This window comes from Rhodococcus sp. 06-470-2, from assembly GCF_002258235.1.
Lineage (GTDB): Bacteria > Actinomycetota > Actinomycetes > Mycobacteriales > Mycobacteriaceae > Rhodococcoides.
This window is the reverse complement of the sequence record NZ_NOYB01000046.1, coordinates 67,899-85,610: the sequence shown is the minus strand read 5'-3', so window position 1 is coordinate 85,610 and position 17,712 is coordinate 67,899. Positions and strand designations below refer to the sequence as shown.

General features: G+C 66.0%; 18 protein-coding genes. 11 read left to right on the top strand and 7 right to left on the bottom strand.

All coding sequences use genetic code 11. From position 1 onward, the window contains the following. Position 1 precedes the first annotated feature (1 nt). A complete protein-coding gene (purU, locus tag CH276_RS26240) occupies positions 2-886 on the bottom strand; it encodes a formyltetrahydrofolate deformylase (RefSeq protein WP_032393848.1) in 885 nt (294 codons plus the stop codon). Between the two features lie 13 nt (positions 887-899). Then, entirely contained in the window at positions 900-1,739 is an 840-nt protein-coding gene (locus CH276_RS26235) for a class I SAM-dependent methyltransferase (protein ID WP_094629751.1), read from the bottom strand. A 59-nt stretch (positions 1,740-1,798) separates the two neighbouring features. Here CH276_RS26235 and deoC point away from each other — a divergent pair, with 59 nt between their 5' ends. Continuing rightward, positions 1,799-2,452: a deoxyribose-phosphate aldolase gene (deoC, locus tag CH276_RS26230; RefSeq protein ID WP_441344212.1), complete on the top strand. Its 654-nt coding sequence runs from the start codon at positions 1,799-1,801 to the stop codon at positions 2,450-2,452. Between the two features lie 61 nt (positions 2,453-2,513). Here deoC and CH276_RS26225 read toward each other — a convergent pair whose 3' ends face one another. Further along, a complete protein-coding gene (locus CH276_RS26225; protein WP_176459455.1) occupies positions 2,514-3,260 on the bottom strand; it encodes an LmeA family phospholipid-binding protein in 747 nt (248 codons plus the stop codon). 109 nt (positions 3,261-3,369) lie between these two features. Between CH276_RS26225 and CH276_RS26220 the strand changes: the two genes are divergently transcribed. Next, positions 3,370-3,957 (top strand): type IV toxin-antitoxin system AbiEi family antitoxin domain-containing protein, encoded by a 588-nt coding sequence (locus CH276_RS26220; protein ID WP_032393851.1) that lies wholly within the window; start codon positions 3,370-3,372, stop codon positions 3,955-3,957. Here the strand turns inward: CH276_RS26220 and CH276_RS26215 are convergent. The 3 genes from CH276_RS26215 to CH276_RS26205 all read right to left on the bottom strand — a co-directional run bounded on the left by CH276_RS26215 (position 3,954) and on the right by CH276_RS26205 (position 5,829). Then, entirely contained in the window at positions 3,954-4,661 is a 708-nt protein-coding gene (locus tag CH276_RS26215; protein ID WP_254924036.1) for a class I SAM-dependent methyltransferase, read from the bottom strand. The genes CH276_RS26220 and CH276_RS26215 overlap by 4 nt on opposite strands. A 143-nt stretch (positions 4,662-4,804) precedes the next feature. Continuing rightward, a complete protein-coding gene (locus CH276_RS26210) occupies positions 4,805-5,308 on the bottom strand; it encodes a DUF2505 domain-containing protein (protein WP_032393853.1) in 504 nt (167 codons plus the stop codon). An 11-nt stretch (positions 5,309-5,319) separates the two neighbouring features. Beyond that, positions 5,320-5,829, bottom strand: a complete 510-nt coding sequence (locus tag CH276_RS26205) for a DUF2505 domain-containing protein (protein WP_094629748.1) — start codon at positions 5,827-5,829, stop codon at positions 5,320-5,322. 57 nt (positions 5,830-5,886) lie between these two features. On the opposite strand from CH276_RS26205, the gene CH276_RS26200 reads away from it, so the two are divergent. The 3 genes from CH276_RS26200 (at position 5,887) to CH276_RS26190 (ending at position 9,832) form a co-directional block, all read left to right on the top strand. Continuing rightward, positions 5,887-6,903 carry a UDP-N-acetylmuramate dehydrogenase gene (locus CH276_RS26200; RefSeq protein ID WP_094629747.1) on the top strand — a complete coding sequence of 339 codons (1,017 nt, stop codon included), beginning with the start codon at positions 5,887-5,889 and terminating at the stop codon, positions 6,901-6,903. Positions 6,904-6,965: 62 nt separating this feature from the next. Next, positions 6,966-8,516, top strand: coding sequence for an MBL fold metallo-hydrolase (locus CH276_RS26195; RefSeq protein ID WP_032393856.1), 1,551 nt, complete (start codon positions 6,966-6,968; stop codon positions 8,514-8,516). Positions 8,517-8,635: 119 nt separating this feature from the next. Continuing rightward, the gene (locus CH276_RS26190) at positions 8,636-9,832 is read left to right on the top strand and encodes a L,D-transpeptidase (RefSeq protein WP_176459454.1); all 1,197 of its coding nucleotides are present in this window, start codon (positions 8,636-8,638) and stop codon (positions 9,830-9,832) included. A 67-nt stretch (positions 9,833-9,899) separates the two neighbouring features. Here the strand turns inward: CH276_RS26190 and CH276_RS26185 are convergent, their stop codons facing one another. Then, positions 9,900-10,655: an SDR family NAD(P)-dependent oxidoreductase gene (locus tag CH276_RS26185; protein ID WP_032393858.1), complete on the bottom strand. Its 756-nt coding sequence runs from the start codon at positions 10,653-10,655 to the stop codon at positions 9,900-9,902. A 338-nt stretch (positions 10,656-10,993) separates the two neighbouring features. On the opposite strand from CH276_RS26185, the gene CH276_RS26180 reads away from it, so the two are divergent. The 6 genes from CH276_RS26180 (at position 10,994) to CH276_RS26155 (ending at position 17,708) form a co-directional block, all read left to right on the top strand. Further along, positions 10,994-12,268, top strand: a complete 1,275-nt coding sequence (locus tag CH276_RS26180) for an ROK family protein (RefSeq protein ID WP_176459453.1) — start codon at positions 10,994-10,996, stop codon at positions 12,266-12,268. 11 nt (positions 12,269-12,279) lie between these two features. Next, positions 12,280-13,161 (top strand): alpha/beta fold hydrolase, encoded by an 882-nt coding sequence (locus CH276_RS26175; RefSeq protein ID WP_045198878.1) that lies wholly within the window; start codon positions 12,280-12,282, stop codon positions 13,159-13,161. Between the two features lie 38 nt (positions 13,162-13,199). Beyond that, positions 13,200-14,528, top strand: coding sequence for a D-inositol-3-phosphate glycosyltransferase (gene mshA / locus CH276_RS26170; RefSeq protein ID WP_176459452.1), 1,329 nt, complete (start codon positions 13,200-13,202; stop codon positions 14,526-14,528). Next, a complete protein-coding gene (locus tag CH276_RS26165; RefSeq protein ID WP_094629744.1) occupies positions 14,525-15,022 on the top strand; it encodes a YbjN domain-containing protein in 498 nt (165 codons plus the stop codon). Before mshA ends, CH276_RS26165 begins: the two co-directional genes overlap by 4 nt. Positions 15,023-15,080: 58 nt before the next feature. Then, positions 15,081-16,541 carry a nucleobase:cation symporter-2 family protein gene (locus CH276_RS26160; RefSeq protein WP_094629743.1) on the top strand — a complete coding sequence of 487 codons (1,461 nt, stop codon included), beginning with the start codon at positions 15,081-15,083 and terminating at the stop codon, positions 16,539-16,541. A gap of 75 nt (positions 16,542-16,616) precedes the next feature. Beyond that, entirely contained in the window at positions 16,617-17,708 is a 1,092-nt protein-coding gene (locus tag CH276_RS26155; RefSeq protein ID WP_230596611.1) for a BMP family lipoprotein, read from the top strand. Positions 17,709-17,712: the final 4 nt, after the last annotated feature.

Here is a 17,712-nt window from a genome sequence, read left to right as displayed (position 1 = left end):
TCTAGCTGAACACCACGGTCTTGCGGCCGTGCACCAGGACGCGATCCTCCAGGTGCCACCGCAGGCCACGGGAGAGCACCAGCTTCTCGATGTCGCGGCCCTGACGCACCATGTCGGCCACCTCGTCGGAATGGTCGACGCGGATGACGTCCTGCTCGATGATCGGACCCGCGTCGAGCTCGGCCGTCACGTAGTGGCACGTCGCGCCGATCAGCTTCACGCCCCGCGCGAACGCCTGGTGGTACGGACGCGCGCCGACGAACGACGGCAGGAAGCTGTGGTGGATGTTGATCGCTCGGCCCGCCCAGTGCGCGCACAGCGACTCGGGCAGAACCTGCATGAAGCGTGCCAGCACAACCGCGTGCGGGTCGTAGGAATCGACCAGCGACCGCACCTCCTCGAAGGCGGGCCCGCGCTCGGCCGGATCCTTGGCGAACTCGACGTGATGGAACGGGGTGCCGTGCGCTGCGGCGATCGGTTCGAGCGACTTGTGGTTGCCGATCACCGCGGAGATCTGAGCGGGCAGTTCGCCGCCCGCAGCGCGCCCGAGGAGGTCGTGCAAGCAGTGCGCCTCCTTGCTGACCAGTAGGACCACGCGCTTGGGCTCACCCGAATCGTGAAGTGTCCATTCGGTTTCCGGGCCGAGCTCGGCAGCCACCACGGCGAAGCGCGTCCTCAGCTCCTCGATGCTCATGTCCACCGACGACGCGCGCACCGCCTGCCGGGTGAAGAACCAACCGGTGTCGGGATCGGCGTGATAGGCGGCCTCGACGATCCATCCACCGACCTCGGCGAGGAAGGTCGAGATGCGGGCGACGATGCCCGTCTTGTCGGGGCAACCGAGCGACAGAACGTAACGGCGATCCTCGGATACGGAAGAACTCATACCGCCGATTGTCTCAGGGCGTCCGCACCCCGGTTGCCACCAGTGTCCCCAGATCGATCGAATCGATTCCGCGCTCGGTGAGCAGCTCCGAGAACTCGGCACGGATCTGCGTCCGGGTCGCATCGTCGAACGGTGTCAGCGCTCCCCGCATCGCGCTGCCCAGCACGAGATCCCACACGAACGACTCCGTCGCGGGAACGTGATTGGACAGCTCCACGACCTCGACATCGGTGGTGCCGGCCGCGGCGAGCCATGCCGACAGAAGATCCGCCGTCTCCATCCGCCGGATCGGGTGCTTGTCGTAACCGTCCTGCGCGAGTGGCCCGTCGTGTTCGCTCGGCGAATGCGCACCGATCACCTCGAAGAACATGCCCGCGAACGCCTCGAACGCACCCTTGCGCCACACCGTCACCCCGACGCGACCGCCCGGACGAACCAACGACACCAGACGAGCGAAGTCCCCCTCGGGATCGGGCAGAAAGAAGATGCCGTACGAACAGGCCAACGCGTCGTATCCGGCATCGGGAACCGTCGACGGAGGCTCCCATTCGGTGGCGTCGGCGAGCACGAAGTCGATGTTGCGCAGGGCCCGTTCGGTGGCTTTCACCCGCCCGACCTCGAGCAGGTCGTCGGCGAGATCGACGGCGTGCACGAGGCCGTCCGGGCCGACGGCGGCCGCCGCGGGGATCGCCGATGCCCCGGTGCCGGAGCACACGTCCAGAACGGTGTCCCCGGTCGCCAACTCGAGCGCGAAGGCGAGCGACTGCCCGGCCGGCCCCCAGACCTGTGGCGTCACCGCGTCGAACTCCCTGCTGGTGGCGTTGAAGGTGGCGGCGAGCGAGGCTGCTGTCATGAACGAAAATCGTAGACCGACACGGCTACGAAAGGGCGTGCTGTGAAAAGCTGGACCGCATGACACTCACCCGCTCCGCCCTCGCCGGAATGGTCGACCACACGCTGCTCAAGCCCGAAGCCACGACGGCCGACGTGGCCGCCCTCATCGAGGAAGGCCGCGAACTCGGAGTGCTCGCGGTGTGCGTATCGCCGTCGATGCTGCCGATTCAGGCCGAGGGAATGCTCACTGCCGTCGTCGCCGGGTTCCCGTCGGGCAAGCATCACTCGCTGATCAAGGGTTCCGAGGCCAGGCTCGCGGTGCAGCAAGGCGCCGACGAGGTCGACATGGTGATCGACGTCGGCGCGGCCATCGCGGGGGACTACAACGCGGTACTGGCCGACATCGTCACCGTCCGCGAGGGGATCGCCGGAACCGCGGTCCTGAAGGTCATCATCGAATCGGCCGCACTGTCCGACGAGGCGATCGTCGAGGTGTGCCGCGCCGCCGAGAAAGCCGGTGCCGACTTCGTCAAGACATCCACCGGATTCCACCCCGCAGGCGGCGCGAGCGTCGAAGCGGTGCGCTTGATGGCGGAGACCGTCGGCGGACGACTGGGCGTCAAGGCCAGTGGCGGCATCCGCACCACGGAGGCCGCCCTGGCCATGATCGACGCGGGCGCAACACGATTGGGGCTTTCGGGAACGCGCGCGGTGCTCGACGGTCTGAGCTAGAGCGACTGCGGCGCACGTGCACGGTAATTCGTAGCCTGCTACGAATTACCGCTCACGTGGGTTACGCGACCAGCGAGCAACCCTCGGGTGTCGGCTGATTCTGATCCTGCTGAGTCACCGGAATCGTGTACTGCCCGCCTTCGAGGGTGAGCTCGATGCCGCTGTCGGTGACGGCCAGCGACGTCGGAGCCATGTCCAGCGGGTAGGCCTGCAGACTGTCGGTCAGCACACCGACGACGGAGTCGACCAGATCGGTGGGGATGCCGAGACCCAGAATCGATGCGTCGACGGTCTGGAAGTCGACCCGGCCGTCTGCAACCTGCGGCTTGACGGTCAGATTCGCCAGTGCTCCGACGGCGAAGTCGAGGGTGCCCGCCGACGCGTCCGAGGTGACGCCCGAGACGATCGCGCCGATGCCCTGGCTCTGCAGGGTGCGGGTGATGCCGTCGGTCGACCACGAGATGTCGGCACTGGAGCTGCCGATGGTGCCGCCGGAGTCGGCGGTCTGCGTCAGGTTCAGGTCACGTGCCTCGGCGTGCACGACCATGCCCTCGGCGGGACCGAAGCGCGCGTCGTCGCTGTCGACGGTGACCGAGGAGACCTTCTTGTCCACCAGTGAGAGCAGGACCGGCTTCAGGCCGAGACCGACCTCGACCTGGCTGCCGAGCTCGGACTCGAGCTGGCCGGCGAGGCAGGATTTGATCTGCTGACGGACGAACAACTCGCCACCGATGACGGCGACGAGGAGGACGACGACGACGGAGACTGCGATCAGCGGTGCGGTGCTCCGCCTGGCTGTGGATGACATTCCTGGCAGTCTTCCCGATGATTCTGAGCAAGCTCTGTGAAACTCGCCGAACCTGCGTTCTCGATCGAAACTTTGTGACCTGTAACACATTGTGACGTAGGCTTGCGTCATGAGTACGACAGGACCGAGCGTGCACGAACTGCACTCGCTGGCCACTCGCCAGGACGGTTACTTCACGGCCGAGCAGGCCGGCGAGCTCGGCTTCGATTCTGCGATGGCGCGCGTCAATCTGGCCACCAACACGTGGACTCGCGTCGAGCGCAACCTGTTCCGACTCGGCCAGTGGCCACACAGCGAACTCGAAGTGTTCGCCATGTGGTGTGCCTGGTTCGGCGGCGAGGCCGTGATCTCGCACCAGAGCGCGGCGGAGCTACACGGATTCGGGCACCTGCACCCGCAATTCGTGCACGTCTGCGCATTCGGCGACCTACGACTGACCGACACCAGACTGGCGGTTCATCGCCTACGACTCGAGCCCCGGGACGTCGAATCGGCAGGCACGTTCAACCTCACCACCCCGGTGCGGACGGTGCTCGACCTCGCCGCAGGCGGCATCTCCCAGATCACCCTCGACGAGGTGGTGTGCGACGCCGTGGCGATCGGTCGCGTCGACCCGCAGGCGCTGTACTCCGAGGCCGGAAACAGCACCGACCGAGTGGCCGAACGCGTCGAACTGGCACTGTCCGCCTGCACCTAGTCGATTCTCTTTGCCGGTGCGACCGTCGACCACGGGACCGTGAGTACGTTGTCTCGCATCCGTCGGCGCGGGAGTGTGATCGGAAGACCCTGTTCGACAAGAACTTTCATGGCTGCGCGCCACCGAATTCGAGGTCCGAACGGGGCCAGCGGGGCCGAGACCGACCACGCTCTGTCGGCCCGTCGAAGCAGATCGTGGATCAGCTCGCCCTCGATGTTGCGATGTATCAACACCTTCGGAAGCCGCTCCGCGATGTCCGACGGCATCTCGACGTCGAACGGATCCCATGCCAGCGTCAGGGAACGGGGGCCCTCGGCGTCGAGCAATACCCAGGCGCACCGTCGACCGAGCTCGTCGCAGGTGCCGTCCATCAGCAGGCCACCGGGTGCCAGGCCCGACAGAATGCGTTGCCAGGCAGCGGGTACCGCATCCTCGGGATACTGGCGCAGTACGTTGAACGCCCGCACCAGGTCGGGGCGCAGGCCCGCCAGCTCGAAACCGCCGCGGGCGAACTCCACGCCGTCACTGCCCGGGACGACGCGAGCGGGGTCGATCTCGAGACCGGTGACTCGAAGGTCGGGCCGGACGGTGCGCAATCGACCGGCCAGCTCGAGCGTCGTGTTCGGCATCGCCCCGTACCCGAGGTCGACGACGAGGGGATTCGCCGAGCTCTGCAGAACGCGTCGGACATCGGGGTGGTGCATCAGCCACCGGTCGCTACGACGCAACCGATTGATGCCGGTGGTGCCGCGAGTGATGACACCTTCGGGGGCGGGAGTGGACCCTGTGGAACGACCCAGATGGGGAGTGGAGCCTGCGGAACGACCTCTGTGGACCTGGCTCAGGGCTAGGCGTTCTTCTCGAGCCAGTCGGCGGTCACTTCGCCTTCACCGCGCCACAGGTCGATGAGGTTGACGAGCATCAACTGTTCGAGCTTGCCGCCGATGAACGGCAGGAAGACCTTGGCCTCGGAGGAGGTGCGCAGGGTCGATCCGCCGTTGGTGGGGAAGAGCGAGGTGGTGCCCTTGAGCGAGCCCGGTCCGGCCGGAATCGACGCGTCGTAGTGGCCCGCGGTGACTTCCTCGAAGGCATCGAAGTGCACGTTGCGGGTGATGATCATGTCCTTCTTCATCACCGTCTGCGCGATGTCGGGCAGCTCGGTGCGCGGGATGACGTGGTGCATCACGATGTCGATTCCGGCGTCGGACACCTCGAAGCTCTTCAGCTCGTTCTCCGAGTACTTACGCATCTCCTCGATGCGCGCATCCCAGTGATCGCGACTGGAGAGCGCTGCATAGACCTGCTGCGTCGAGTGGGTGAACCGGGCGGAGTAGTTCATTCGGCGAGCCATAGTGCGCCAGGTTAGCCGTTCGGGTTCGCGGCGATCCAGTTACCGGTGAAGTCCTGTTCGTTGTCGATGAGGGAGAGCACCTGCTCGCTGATCATCGCTTCGATCTTGCCGCCGAAGATCGGAACCTTGACCTCGGTGGTGCCTGCCAACGCGATGGTGGTCGTCTCGCCGCCGGCGTCGAGCGTGGTGGTGCCGGTGATGCGGGCCGGTGCGCCTTCGACGGTCGCTCCGAACGTGCCGTCGGCGTGGGTGCCGTCGAACGGTCCCCAGCTCTCGGTGCGTTCGATGATGAGGTCGCCCTTCTTGAAGGCGGTCACCGCGGACGGCAGCTCCTCTTCGGGAACTGACTGGGTCATGACGACGTCGATGGTTCCGTTGCCGACCGTGACGCTCTTCAGGCTGGCACCCGGTCCGCCGATCTGCTCGATGCGGTCCTTCCAGTACTGCTCGGACGTCAGCGCGGCGTGGACCTTGTCGGCGGAGGCGGGCACAGTCGAGCTGTGCTCAATGGGGCGAGGCATCCCCGCAGGTTACCGGGTGACCGAAGACCCGGTGCGCGACCGGTAGCGTGAGAGTCCGTGCCTACTGCAATTTCGGAGCTCACCACCATCCGGGTGGGCGGCCCGGCCCGTGAATTCACTGTCGCGACGAACGCCGACGAGTTGGTCTCGCTGGTGCGTGACGCGGACCGCTCGGGGACGGATGTGCTGGTCATCGGCGGCGGATCCAACCTGGTCGTCGGCGACGACGGCTTCGACGGCCGGGTGGTTCGGGTGACCGGGTCCCGGCTGGACATCGACGGCGAGATGGTGACGGTCGATGCGGGCGTCGAGTGGGATGCCGTCGTGCAGGCGACGATCGACGCGGGACTGTCGGGCATGGAAGCGCTCTCGGGTATCCCCGGAACCACCGGCGCGACGCCGATCCAGAACGTCGGCGCGTACGGCGCGTCGACGTCCGAGCTGCTGCACAGCCTCACCGTCTACGACCGCGAGACCGATCGGACGGCGGTGTGGACGCCGGAGCAGTGCGGTTTCGGAACGCATCGGTCGTCGGTGTTCAAGCGATCCTCGCGCTACGTGATTCTGGACGTCACGTTCGCACTGAAGAAGACGACCGAGTCGCTTCCGGTGCGCTACGCGGCATTGTCGGAGCGTCTCGACGTGCAGATCGGCGACGTCGTACCGGTGCCGGACGTGCGCGCTGCCGTGCTGGCTCTGCGCGGCGAACGCGGCATGGTGCTCGATGCCGACGACCACGACACGTGGAGCGTCGGATCGTTCTTCCTCAACCCGGTACTGCCCGAGGTGCCCGAGGCCGCCGCGCACGCGCCCAACTTCCCCGATCCCGCGGGCACCAAGATCCCGGCCGCCTGGCTGATCCAGAACGCGGGCTTCCCACGCGGATACGGCACCGAATTCGGGCGCGGCACCGCGGCGCTCTCCTCGAAACACGTGCTGGCGATCACCAACAGAGGTGGGGCGACCGCGTCGGACATCATGGCGCTGGCCGCGCACGTCCGCGACGGGGTTCAGGAGAAGTTCGGCATCACGCTCACGCCCGAGTGTGACCTCGTCAACTGCGCACTGGGTTAGGGCCGGTCGAAACGGCGCATACGATGAAGCTTTGCAAGTGAAGGCTCCAGGGAGGTAAATCAGTGCAGGTCACCAGCGTGGGACATGCGGGATTCCATATTCGGACCGACGCCGGAAGCATCCTGTGCGACCCGTGGGTCAACCCGTCGTTCTACGCGTCGTGGTTCCCGTTCCCCGACAACTCGGGTCTGGACTGGGACGCCCTCGGTGATTGCGACTACCTCTACGTCTCGCACCTGCACAAGGATCATTTCGACCCGAAGAACCTGGCCGAGCACGTCAACAAGGACGCCACGGTCCTGCTGCCGGACTACCCGGTGCTCGATCTCAAGCACGAGTTGGAGAAGCTCGGCTTCCACAAGTTCTACGAGACGACGGACTCGGTCAAGCACACGATCTCCGGTCCCAAGGGCGATCTGGACATCATGATCATCGCGTTGCGTGCGCCCGCCGACGGGCCGATCGGCGACTCGGGTCTGGTCGTCTCGGACGGCAAGACCGTCGCGTTCAACATGAACGACGCGAGGCCGGTGGACCTGGACGTGATGACCGAGAATTTCGGTCCCGTGGACGTGCACATGCTGCAGTACTCGGGCGCGATCTGGTACCCGATGGTCTACGACATGGTCTCGCGCGCGAAGAAGAACTTCGGCATCCAGAAGCGTCAACGGCAGATGGATCGGGCGCGCCAGTACATCGAGCAGGTCGGCTCCACCTGGGTCGTCCCGTCGGCAGGCCCGCCGTGTTTCCTCGACGACGAACTGCGCTCGCTCAACGACGTCTACGGCGACCCGGCGAACGTGTTCCCGGACCAGATGGTGTTTCTCGAGCAGATGCGACTGCACGGGCACGACAAGGGCTTGCTGATGATGCCGGGCACCGCCGCCACGTTCGACGGCTCCGAGCTGATCTCCCACGAGCACCCGATTCCGACGGCCGAGGCCGAGGCCATCTTCACCACCGGTAAGGCCGAGTACATCGAGGCCTATGCCCAGCGTCAGGCATCGGTCATCGCAGCCGAGAAGGCGGCGTGGGCTCCGGCCGAGGGCGAGCCACTGCTCGAGCCGATGAGGGGCCTGTTCGAGCCGATCATGGCGCAGACGGACCTGATCTGCGACGGCATCGGCTATCCCGTCGGAATCACCATGGGCGACGAAACCGTCGTGCTGGACTTTCCGAAAAGGATTGTGCGCGAACCGATCTCGAACGAGAAGTTCCGCTACAGCTTCACCATCCCGCCGGAACTGGTGCGCACCGCGATACGTGACCGAGAGCCGGACTGGGTCAACTCGATCTTCCTGTCCACCCGCTTCCGAGCCCGACGCGTCGGCGGCTACAACGAATTCCTCTACACGTTCTTCAAGTGCCTCACCGACGAGCGCATCGCCTACGCCGACGGCTGGTTCGCCGAGGCGCACGACGACACCGCCACGATCACGATGGGCGGCTACGAGATCCAACGCCGCTGCCCGCACCTGAAAGCGGACCTGACGAAGTTCGGCATCGTCGAGGGCAACAAGCTCACCTGCAATCTGCACGGGTGGGACTGGAGCCTCGATTCCGGGCGCTGTCTGACGTCCAAGGGGCACGAACTGCGTACGCGCAAACTCTGAGTCGTTCCGCGGAACTCCACTCCTGCAGCTGTGAGTCATTCCGCGGGCTCCACTCCTGCCAGCTGTGAGACTGCCCCCAAAAATCGGGGTAGTTCGCCGACGCAGGTACGTTGGATAACGTGCATGAGCAGGTAGAACAGACAAAACGGACTCGCGCGGTGTGGTTGATCGCCGTGCTGGTCGCCTTGGTGGCACTCGTGGCAGGCTGCACCGTCGGATCGGGCGATGCCGGCTCGGGCACGGCAGCCCCGACCACGGAAGCAGCGCCCGTCGCGCGGGTGACCGAGAACCCGGTCGCAGGTGCCGTCGACGTCAGTCCCGTCGCACCGATCTCGGTCTCCGTTGCCGACGGAACCCTCACCCAGGTCGCGTTGACCAACCCCGACGGCAAGGTCGTCCAGGGCGCGCTCTCGCCCGACAAGACCTCGTACGCCATCACCGAGCCTCTCGGCTACGGCGTGCAGTACACGTGGTCCGGCTCGGCCGTGGGCAGCGACGACAAGGCCGTCGAGATCACCGGTGCCTTCACCACCGTCGAACCCGACAGCCGCACGTCGGTGAGCACCAACATCGGCGACGGCCAGGAGGTCGGCATCGCCGCCCCGATCATCCTGCAGTTCGACTCGGCGATCGCCGACAAGGCCGCCGTCGAGAAGGCGTTGACGGTGACCACCAACCCGCCGACTCCCGGCGCGTGGGCATGGTTTCCGGACGACAACGGCTCGCGCATCCACTGGCGTCCCACCAACTACTGGGCTCCCGGCACGACCGTCTCGGTGGTAGCCAACCTGTACGGCGTGAACTACGGCGACGGTGCATACGGCGCCGACGATGTCACCCTGAACTTCAGCATCGGACGCAGTCAGGTCGTCGTCGCCGACGCCACCAGCCACCGCATGCAGGTGGTCCGCGACGGCGCGACGATCATGGACATACCGGTCAGCTACGGCGAGGGCAACGAGGACCGCAACGTCACCCGCAGCGGTATCCACGTCGTCACCGAGAAGCACGAGGACTTCCTGATGTCCAACCCGCCGTTCTACGAGAACGTCCGCGAACGCTGGGCGGTGCGCATCTCCAACAATGGCGAATTCATCCACGCCAATCCGCTGACCACCGGCGTGCAGGGCGCGTCGAACGTCACCAACGGGTGCATCAACCTCTCCGACGCCGATGCTCAGCAGTACTTCCAGACGGCGATGTACGGCGATCCCGTCGAGGTCACCGGCACGCGCATCGACCTCTCGGCAGCAGACGGCGACCTGTACGACTGGGCCATCGACTGGCCGACGTGGGAGTCGATGTCGGCGCTGTGAGCGCTACGCGCAGGTGAGCGGAACTTCGTAGCCCACTACGAAGTTCCGCTCACCTGCGGCGAAGCCGCTACTTGCGGGAGAAGCGCCCCGGACCGGCCTGATCCCGGGGCTTGATGATGATCTGGTCCAGGTTGACGTGCGACGGGCGCGATGCGACGAAGCCGATGACCTCGGCGATATCGCTCGCCACGAGTGGTGTGATGCCCTGGTAGACCGCGTCGGCCTTGGCGGCGTCGCCGTCGAACCGGACGAGCGAGAACTCGGTTTCCACGGCGCCCGGAGCTACCTCGGTCAATCGCACCGGCTTGCCCAGCAGCTCGCCGCGCAACGTCCGATGCAGCACTGCCTGAGCGTGTTTGGCCGAGGTGTAGCCCGATCCGTTGTCGTAGGCCTCGAATGCCGCCACGGACGTGATGGTGACGATCAGACCGTCCCCGGAGTCGATCAGCTTGGGCAGCAACGACTTCGTCACCCGCAATGTACCGAGCACGTTGGTCTCCCACATCCAGCGCCAGTCGTCGAGGTCGGCGTCGATCACCGGGGCCAAGCCCTTCGCGCCCCCGGCATTGTTGATCAACACATCGACACGGGGAACGACCGCGGTGAAGGCGGCGACCGAATCCTCGTCCGTCACATCGAGTTCCAGGGCAGTGCCACCGATCTCCGACGCCAACTCCTCGAGCCGGTCGAGTCGGCGGGCACCGATCACGACGTGGAAGCCGTCGGCGGCGAGTTGGCGGGCGGTGGCCGCGCCGATGCCGGAGCTCGCTCCGGTGACGACGGCGATTCGGGCATCGGGGGAAATGTGTTCGGACGAGGTCATGGCGAAATTCTATGCCCGGCGTGCCCCGTGCTGTCCGATGCCCGATTGGACATCGGACGCAAGGGTGCTAATTTTGATTCCATGTCCGCCAGTGAGACCACCGCGATGCGGGTCACCTATGTGACCGCGTCTCTCGGTTCTCGCTTGCCGCTTCCTCGGGAACTGTGTTGTCCCGGCCAAGGAATCCGTCTCTAGCTCTCCGTTTCGAGCTGCAGACAGTCGATTCGCGCGTCGTGGTTCCGTACGACCACCGCGCCCCTTCCTTGACCTGCATCACTTCGCACTTCCGTCGTTGTCCATTCACGACGGAAATCTGCCACTGCTGAGGATCACAACGGATGTCTGTATCAACCCTGCACCACCACACCGGCCCTACCTCTCGGCGGTCTCTCCCGAGGCCTCGATCGCGCGTCCAACTCGTCGCACCGGATCTGCGGATCGCCGACAGTCCCGCCGCGTCGGTGCTTCGGGTGGCCTGCGTCGAGGGGCCCATCTCGCGCGAGCGTGCCGCTCGCGCAACCGGATCGAGCATCGCCACCGTCAATCGCCAGGTGTCGGCCCTGCTCACCGTCGGGCTGCTTCGTGAGCGCGCAGACCTGACGGCACCGGGGGCGATCGGCCGTCCGCGGGTGCCGTTCGAGGTCAATCACGAACCGTTCTCGACCATCGGCATCCACATCGGAGCCGTCGTCACCGGCATCATCGTCAGCGATCTGCGGGGACGCATCCTCGGCGCCATCGAGATACCAACGCCCGCCGGGTCTTCGGAGACAGCGTTGGCGTCGATCACCCGCAGTGCCGGTGCCTTCGCCGGACGCTGGCACCGCCGCACCCCACTGTGGGTCGGGGTGGCGATCGGTGGACGTGTCGACACCGCGACCGGCACCGTCGACCATCCGCGGCTGGGATGGGAGAACGGCCGCGTCGCCGGAATCATCGGCGGTGGACTCGGACTGCCGATCTCGGTCTCCGGGCACGTCGAGGCCATGGCGGCCTCGGAGCTGCTCCTCGCACCGCGCCTGTCGGACAGTGTTGCGTCGCAGAGCAACAGCGGAACTTCTCTGTACTTCTACGCACGCGAGACCGCGGGCATGGCGCTGACCATCGACGGCCGCGTGCACACCCCCACGAGCGGCCCGGGGTCCATCGCACACCTGCCCACCGGATCGTCGGCGCTGTGCAGCTGCGGCAATCGGGGATGCCTCGAGGCCTCCGTCAGCGATCGAGCCGTGGTCGCCGCCGCCGTCGATCGCAAAATAGTCGGACCGCAGCCTCACCCGAGTATCGGCGCGGTGTATCAGGCGGCGCAGGCAGGCTCCGAGGCCGCGCGGGAGTTGCTCGTCGAGCGAGCGCAGATTCTGGGGCGGACGGTGGCGCTGCTGCGCGACATGTTCAATCCGGACCGCGTGGTACTCGGAGGCCAGGCGTTCACCGCGTACCCGGCCGGAATTCCGCACGTGGGGGAGGCCTTCGCGACGCATTCGACGTTGGAGCGCAGGGATATTCGGGTGACCGGTTTTGGCGACAAAGTGCAGGAGTACGCCGCAACCGTGGTCTCTCTGAGCGCCCTGTACTCCGATCCGCTCGCCTCGATGCGCAAGGCTGCCGCGTAGGTTGACCCACTATGAGCCAGCCCGATACGAGCACCCGTGCAGCAGGACCGATTCGCCAGGCCACCGGCATCGACGGAGCCAACATCGTCTACCGCGTCAGCGGTGACCCAGCGGCGCGGCCACTGATCCTGCTGCACGGGTGGGCGCAGAGCTCGGCCTGCTGGGGCGAGGGACTGCTGGCCGACCTGGCGGAGCGTTACCGCGTCGTCGCCGTCGATCTGCGCGGACACGGCTATTCCGACGCCCCGCCTGCCGGTTACGACGATCCCAGGACATGGGCAGGCGATGTCGACGCGGTACTCGCCGCCGAGGGCATCACATCCGACGCGGTGCTGCTGGGTTGGTCGTACGGCGGACTGGTGATCTGTGACTACCTCGCCGAACACGGCACGGGCGCGGTGGCGGGCATCGTGCTCGTCGGTGCGATCACCAGCATCGGCAGGGGAGAGGCAGGCGGCCGCGTCGGGACGGCCATGCGCGCTGCGATCCCCGGTGCGATGGCCGAGGAGCCCCGCGTCGCGATCAAAGCGCTCGGGAGTTTCGGGCACGCGCTCACCGGGCCGACAGAAGGCAAGGGCACGGAGGCGCAGGCGTTGTTCGGGTTGACGCTGTCCACGAGGCCACGGGTTCGCGCAGCCCTGTTCGATCGAGCGGTCGGCCACGACGACCTGCTGCGCAGCCTCGACATCCCGGCGTTGGTGCTGCACGGGACCGAGGACACCGTCGTCGACGTCTCCGCCGGACGGCACGCTGCGGAGCTGATTCCCACGGCGGTCGCGTCGTACTGGGAGGGTGTGGACCACGGGCCGTTCGTCGCCGATCCGCAGCGCTTCTTCACGGAGGTGACCGAGTTCGTGGATGGTCCGAGTCTGCCCGGTCGTCGGAAGGGGTAGTTATCGAGACGTAATGTGGAGGCGTGCACACTGAAGAAGTGACTGGACGCCAGCTGAACAGGGTCGCTGTGTTGTCCTTGCATACCTCCCCGCTGGCGCAGCCGGGAACGGGCGATGCGGGCGGCATGAACGTCTACGTGCTGCAGAGCGCGAAAGAGCTGGCCAAGCGCGGCGTGGAGGTCGAGATCTTCACCCGTGCGACGGCGTCGACCGACGCGCCCGTCGTCGAGGCAGCTCCCGGAGTGCTGGTGCGCAACATCGTCGCCGGTCCGTTCGAGGGGTTGGACAAGCACGATCTACCCACTCAGCTGTGCGCATTCGCAGCCGGGGTGCTGCGAGAAGAAGCTCGCCACGAACCCGGTTACTACGATCTGGTGCACTCGCACTACTGGCTCTCGGGTCAGGTCGGCTGGCTCGCGCGAGATCGCTGGGGAGTGCCGCTGGTACACACCGCGCACACTCTCGCCGCCGTCAAGAACGCGTCTCTGGCGCAGGGCGACTCGCCCGAACCCGCCGCGCGTCAGATCGGTGAGCAGCAGGTGGTGGCCGAGGCGGACCGGCTGATCGCCAACACCACCGAGGAAGCGAAGTCTCTCGTCGAGATCTACGGGGCGTCGCAGGGTTCGATCGACGTCGTTGCGCCGGGAGCCGATCTGGCGCAATACAATCCGGGTGACAAGCGTGCGGCGCGCGCCGAGCTCGGATTGAATCCCGACGAGTCGATCGTCGCATTCGTCGGACGCATCCAACCGCTCAAGGCCCCCGACGTGCTGATCGCCGCGGCTGCCGAAGTGCTGCAACGCAATCCGACGACACCGCTGCGCGTCCTCATCGTCGGCGGTCCGTCCGGCAGCGGACTGGATCGACCGGACGCTCTCATCGATCTGGCCGAGAACCTGGGGATAAGTGCCCGAGTGACGTTCATGCCGCCGCAACCGTCGGCGCGCCTGGCCCAGGTCTACCGCGCTGCGGACATCGTCGCCGTTCCGAGCTACAACGAATCGTTCGGCCTGGTCGCGATCGAAGCCCAGGCCTGCGGCACTCCGGTCCTGGCCGCGGACGTCGGCGGACTCGGCGTGGCGGTGCGATCGGGCGAGACCGGACGCCTGGTTCAGGGCCACCGCACCGAGGACTGGGCCGATGCGCTCTCGTCGATGCTGGCGGATCCAGTTGCCTTGGCAGACATGGCGACCGCGGCACCGCAGCACGCCCGCAACTTCTCGTGGGAGCACACCGCCGACGGACTCATCGAGAGCTACCGCAAGGCCAAGTTCCACTTCGACCGAGGCGAGGGACCGAGCGAGTTCTCTCCGCGACGCGTCCGAGGATTGTCGAAACTACGCAGATCAGGAGCTGTGACTGCATGAGCGAGACCGCCGAACTGATCGACCGGGCACTGAAGGACCGCGAGCTGGACTACACCCGGCGGGGCGAGGTGTTCACCGTGGAACTGCCAGGGGAACGCAAACTCAAGACGACGACGATGCTGACCGTCGGGCATCACGGGGTGCGGATCGAGGCGTTCGTCTGCCGCAAACCCGACGAGAACTTCGAGGGCGTCTACAAATACCTGCTCCGACGCAACCGTCGCCTGTACGGGGTTCACTACACGATCGACAAGGTCGGCGACATCTACCTCGTCGGCCGAATGTCGTTGCACGCCGTCAACGGTGACGAACTCGACCGCATTCTCGGCCAGACCCTCGAGGCCGCCGACGGTGACTTCAACGTGCTGCTCGAGCTGGGCTTCGCCGAATCCATCAAACGGGAATGGGCGTGGCGGGTATCGCGCGGCGAATCGTTGGCGAACCTGAAGGCGTTCGAGCATCTGTTGGAGGCCGGTAAGGCCGAGCAAGCGTAACTCGCCGGAAATGGGTGGGTGCCGCTGCCCGTAACGTCCGGTTCCTAGCCTGACATTCATGACCAGGCCCGAGGACGCTCGCCCACCGGTGCTGCAGATGTTCGGTTACGGTCTGCAACACATCCTCTCGATGTTCGGCGGCGTCATCGCCGTCCCGATCATCGTCGGTGGAGCGGCCGGACTCTCCGGGGCCGATCAGGCCCTGCTGATCTCCTGCGCGCTGTTCGTCAGTGGCGTGGCCACCGTGCTGCAAACGATCGGCATCCCGTTTTTCGGCTCGCAACTGCCGCTGGTACAGGGCATTTCGTTCGCATCGGTCTCGACGGTTCTGACGATCATCGCCGGCGCGGACGACGGGCGAACCGGACTGCGCACCGTGCTCGGAGCCGTTCTCGTGGCCGCGCTGATCGGATTGGCGATCGCCCCGTTCTTCTCCAAGATCGTTCGGTTCTTCCCGCCGCTGGTGACCGGCAGCATCATCACCGTCATCGGACTGTCGCTGATGCCGGTGGCCGCCCGCTGGATCACCGGCCAGGAACTGGTGGGCGGTGCCCCGAACCCGAACTACCTGGACCCCGGCAACATCGGGCTGGCGATGTTCACCCTCCTCGCCGTACTGGTGATGACCAAGATCCCCGGACTGTCGCGGCTGTCGATCCTGCTCGGACTCGTCGTCGGCACCATCGCGGCACTGATCGTCGGCAAGACCGACTTCGACGGCGTCGCCGATGCGTCCATCGTGGCCGTCCCGACACCCTTCGCCTTCGGCTCCCCGATATTCGCAATCGGCGCGATCGTGTCGATGACCATCGTGATCCTGGTGATCATGGTCGAGACCACCGCCGACATCCTCGCCGTCGGCGAAGTGGTCGGAACCGACGTCGACTCCAAGCGTGTCGGCGACGGCCTGCGCGCCGACATGGTCTCCTCTGCCGTCGCCCCGATCTTCAACACCTTCCCGGCCACGGCCTTCGCGCAGAACGTCGGCCTGGTGGCGATGACCGGCATCAAGAGCCGCTTCGTCGTGGCGACGGGCGGTGGCGTGCTTGCACTGCTGGGCCTTTCGCCGATTCTCGCAGCCGTCGTCGGGGTCGTCCCGCTTCCGGTTCTCGGCGGCGCAGGCATCGCGCTGTTCGGAACCGTCGCCGCGAGCGGTATCCGCACCCTCGGCAAGGTGAACTACGACAACAACTCCAACGTCGTCATCGTGGCGGTGACCTTGGCGTTCGGCCTCATACCTGTTGTCGCGAGCGACTTCTGGGACGAGTTCCCGGACTGGTTCGTCACGATCTTCCACTCCGGAATCAGTGCCGCCAGCATCGTCGCGGTGGTACTCAACGTATTCTTCAACGTGTTCAAGCCCGGAACTCCGCCGAACCCCTCGGTGGTGGCAGCGGGGCCGGCAGTGATGGTGCGTGAGGACGAAGCACGAATACTCCGTGAAGGCGGTAGCTTGCCCGACGATGTCTCCACCGCGAAGGCCGAGCCGCACAAGGCCGAGCCCGACAGGGATGCCTGACCGAAATCCTGCGCACCCTCGCCCGCGCGAGTAGCGTCCCGACCCAGACGAAGTACACCTAAATTGGAGGACATCTTGTCATTCGTTACCCGCACGAGTACGCGGAAGGCAGCACTCGGCGGCGTCGCGTCGCTCGGTGCCATCGCCCTGATCGCAGGCTGTGGATCCGCCCCCGAAGACGAAGGATCGGGCGGAGGCGGATCGAGTGACTTCCTGCCCTGCATGGTCTCCGACAGTGGCGGATTCGACGACAAGTCGTTCAACCAGCTCGGGTTCGAGGGCTTGACCGAAGCCTCCGAAGAGCTCGGCGTCGAGCCACGCACCGTCGAGTCCGCATCGCCCACCGACTACGGCCCCAACATCAACAACCTCGTCGATCAGGGCTGCAACCTCATCGTCACCGTCGGATTCGATCTGGCCGACGCCACCAAGGTGGCAGCCGAGGCCAACTCCGACATCGACTTCGCGATCATCGACGACTCCACGATCGATCTGCCGAACGTCAAGCCGCTGACCTACGACGCGTCGCAGTCCGCATTCCTCGCCGGCTACGCGGCCGCGAGCTACAGCACCACCGGCGTGGTCGGTACGTTCGGTGGCTCCCAGCTGCCGACCGTCACCATCTTCATGGACGGCTTCGCGGACGGCGTGAACTACTTCAACGAGCAGAAGGGCGAAGCGGTCCGCGTCATCGGCTGGGACGTACCCTCGCAGAACGGCTCGTTCACCGGCGGATTCACCGCCAACGAGGTCGCGAAGAACACCGCCCAGGGTCTGATCGACCAGAACGCGGACGTCATCTTCCCGGTCGGCGGTCCCATCTATCAGAGTGCGGCACAGGCCATTCGCGACTCCTCGCGCCCGGTCGCCCTCATCGGTGCCGACGCCGACGTGTTCGAGTCCGACCCCTCGGTCGGTGACCTGCTGCTCACCTCGGTGACCAAAGGACTCAAGACCAGTGTCGACGAGGTCGTCGCCAACTCCGGTGCCGATGCGTTCGACAACACCCCGTACGTGGGCACTCTCGAGAACGACGGAGTCGGTATCGCACCGTTCCACGACTTCGAGTCCAAGGTCGACCCCGCGCTGCAGGGCGAGCTGGACACGATCAAGGCCGGCATCATCGACGGGTCCATCACCGTCGAGTCGCCGTCGGCACCCAAGTAGCACC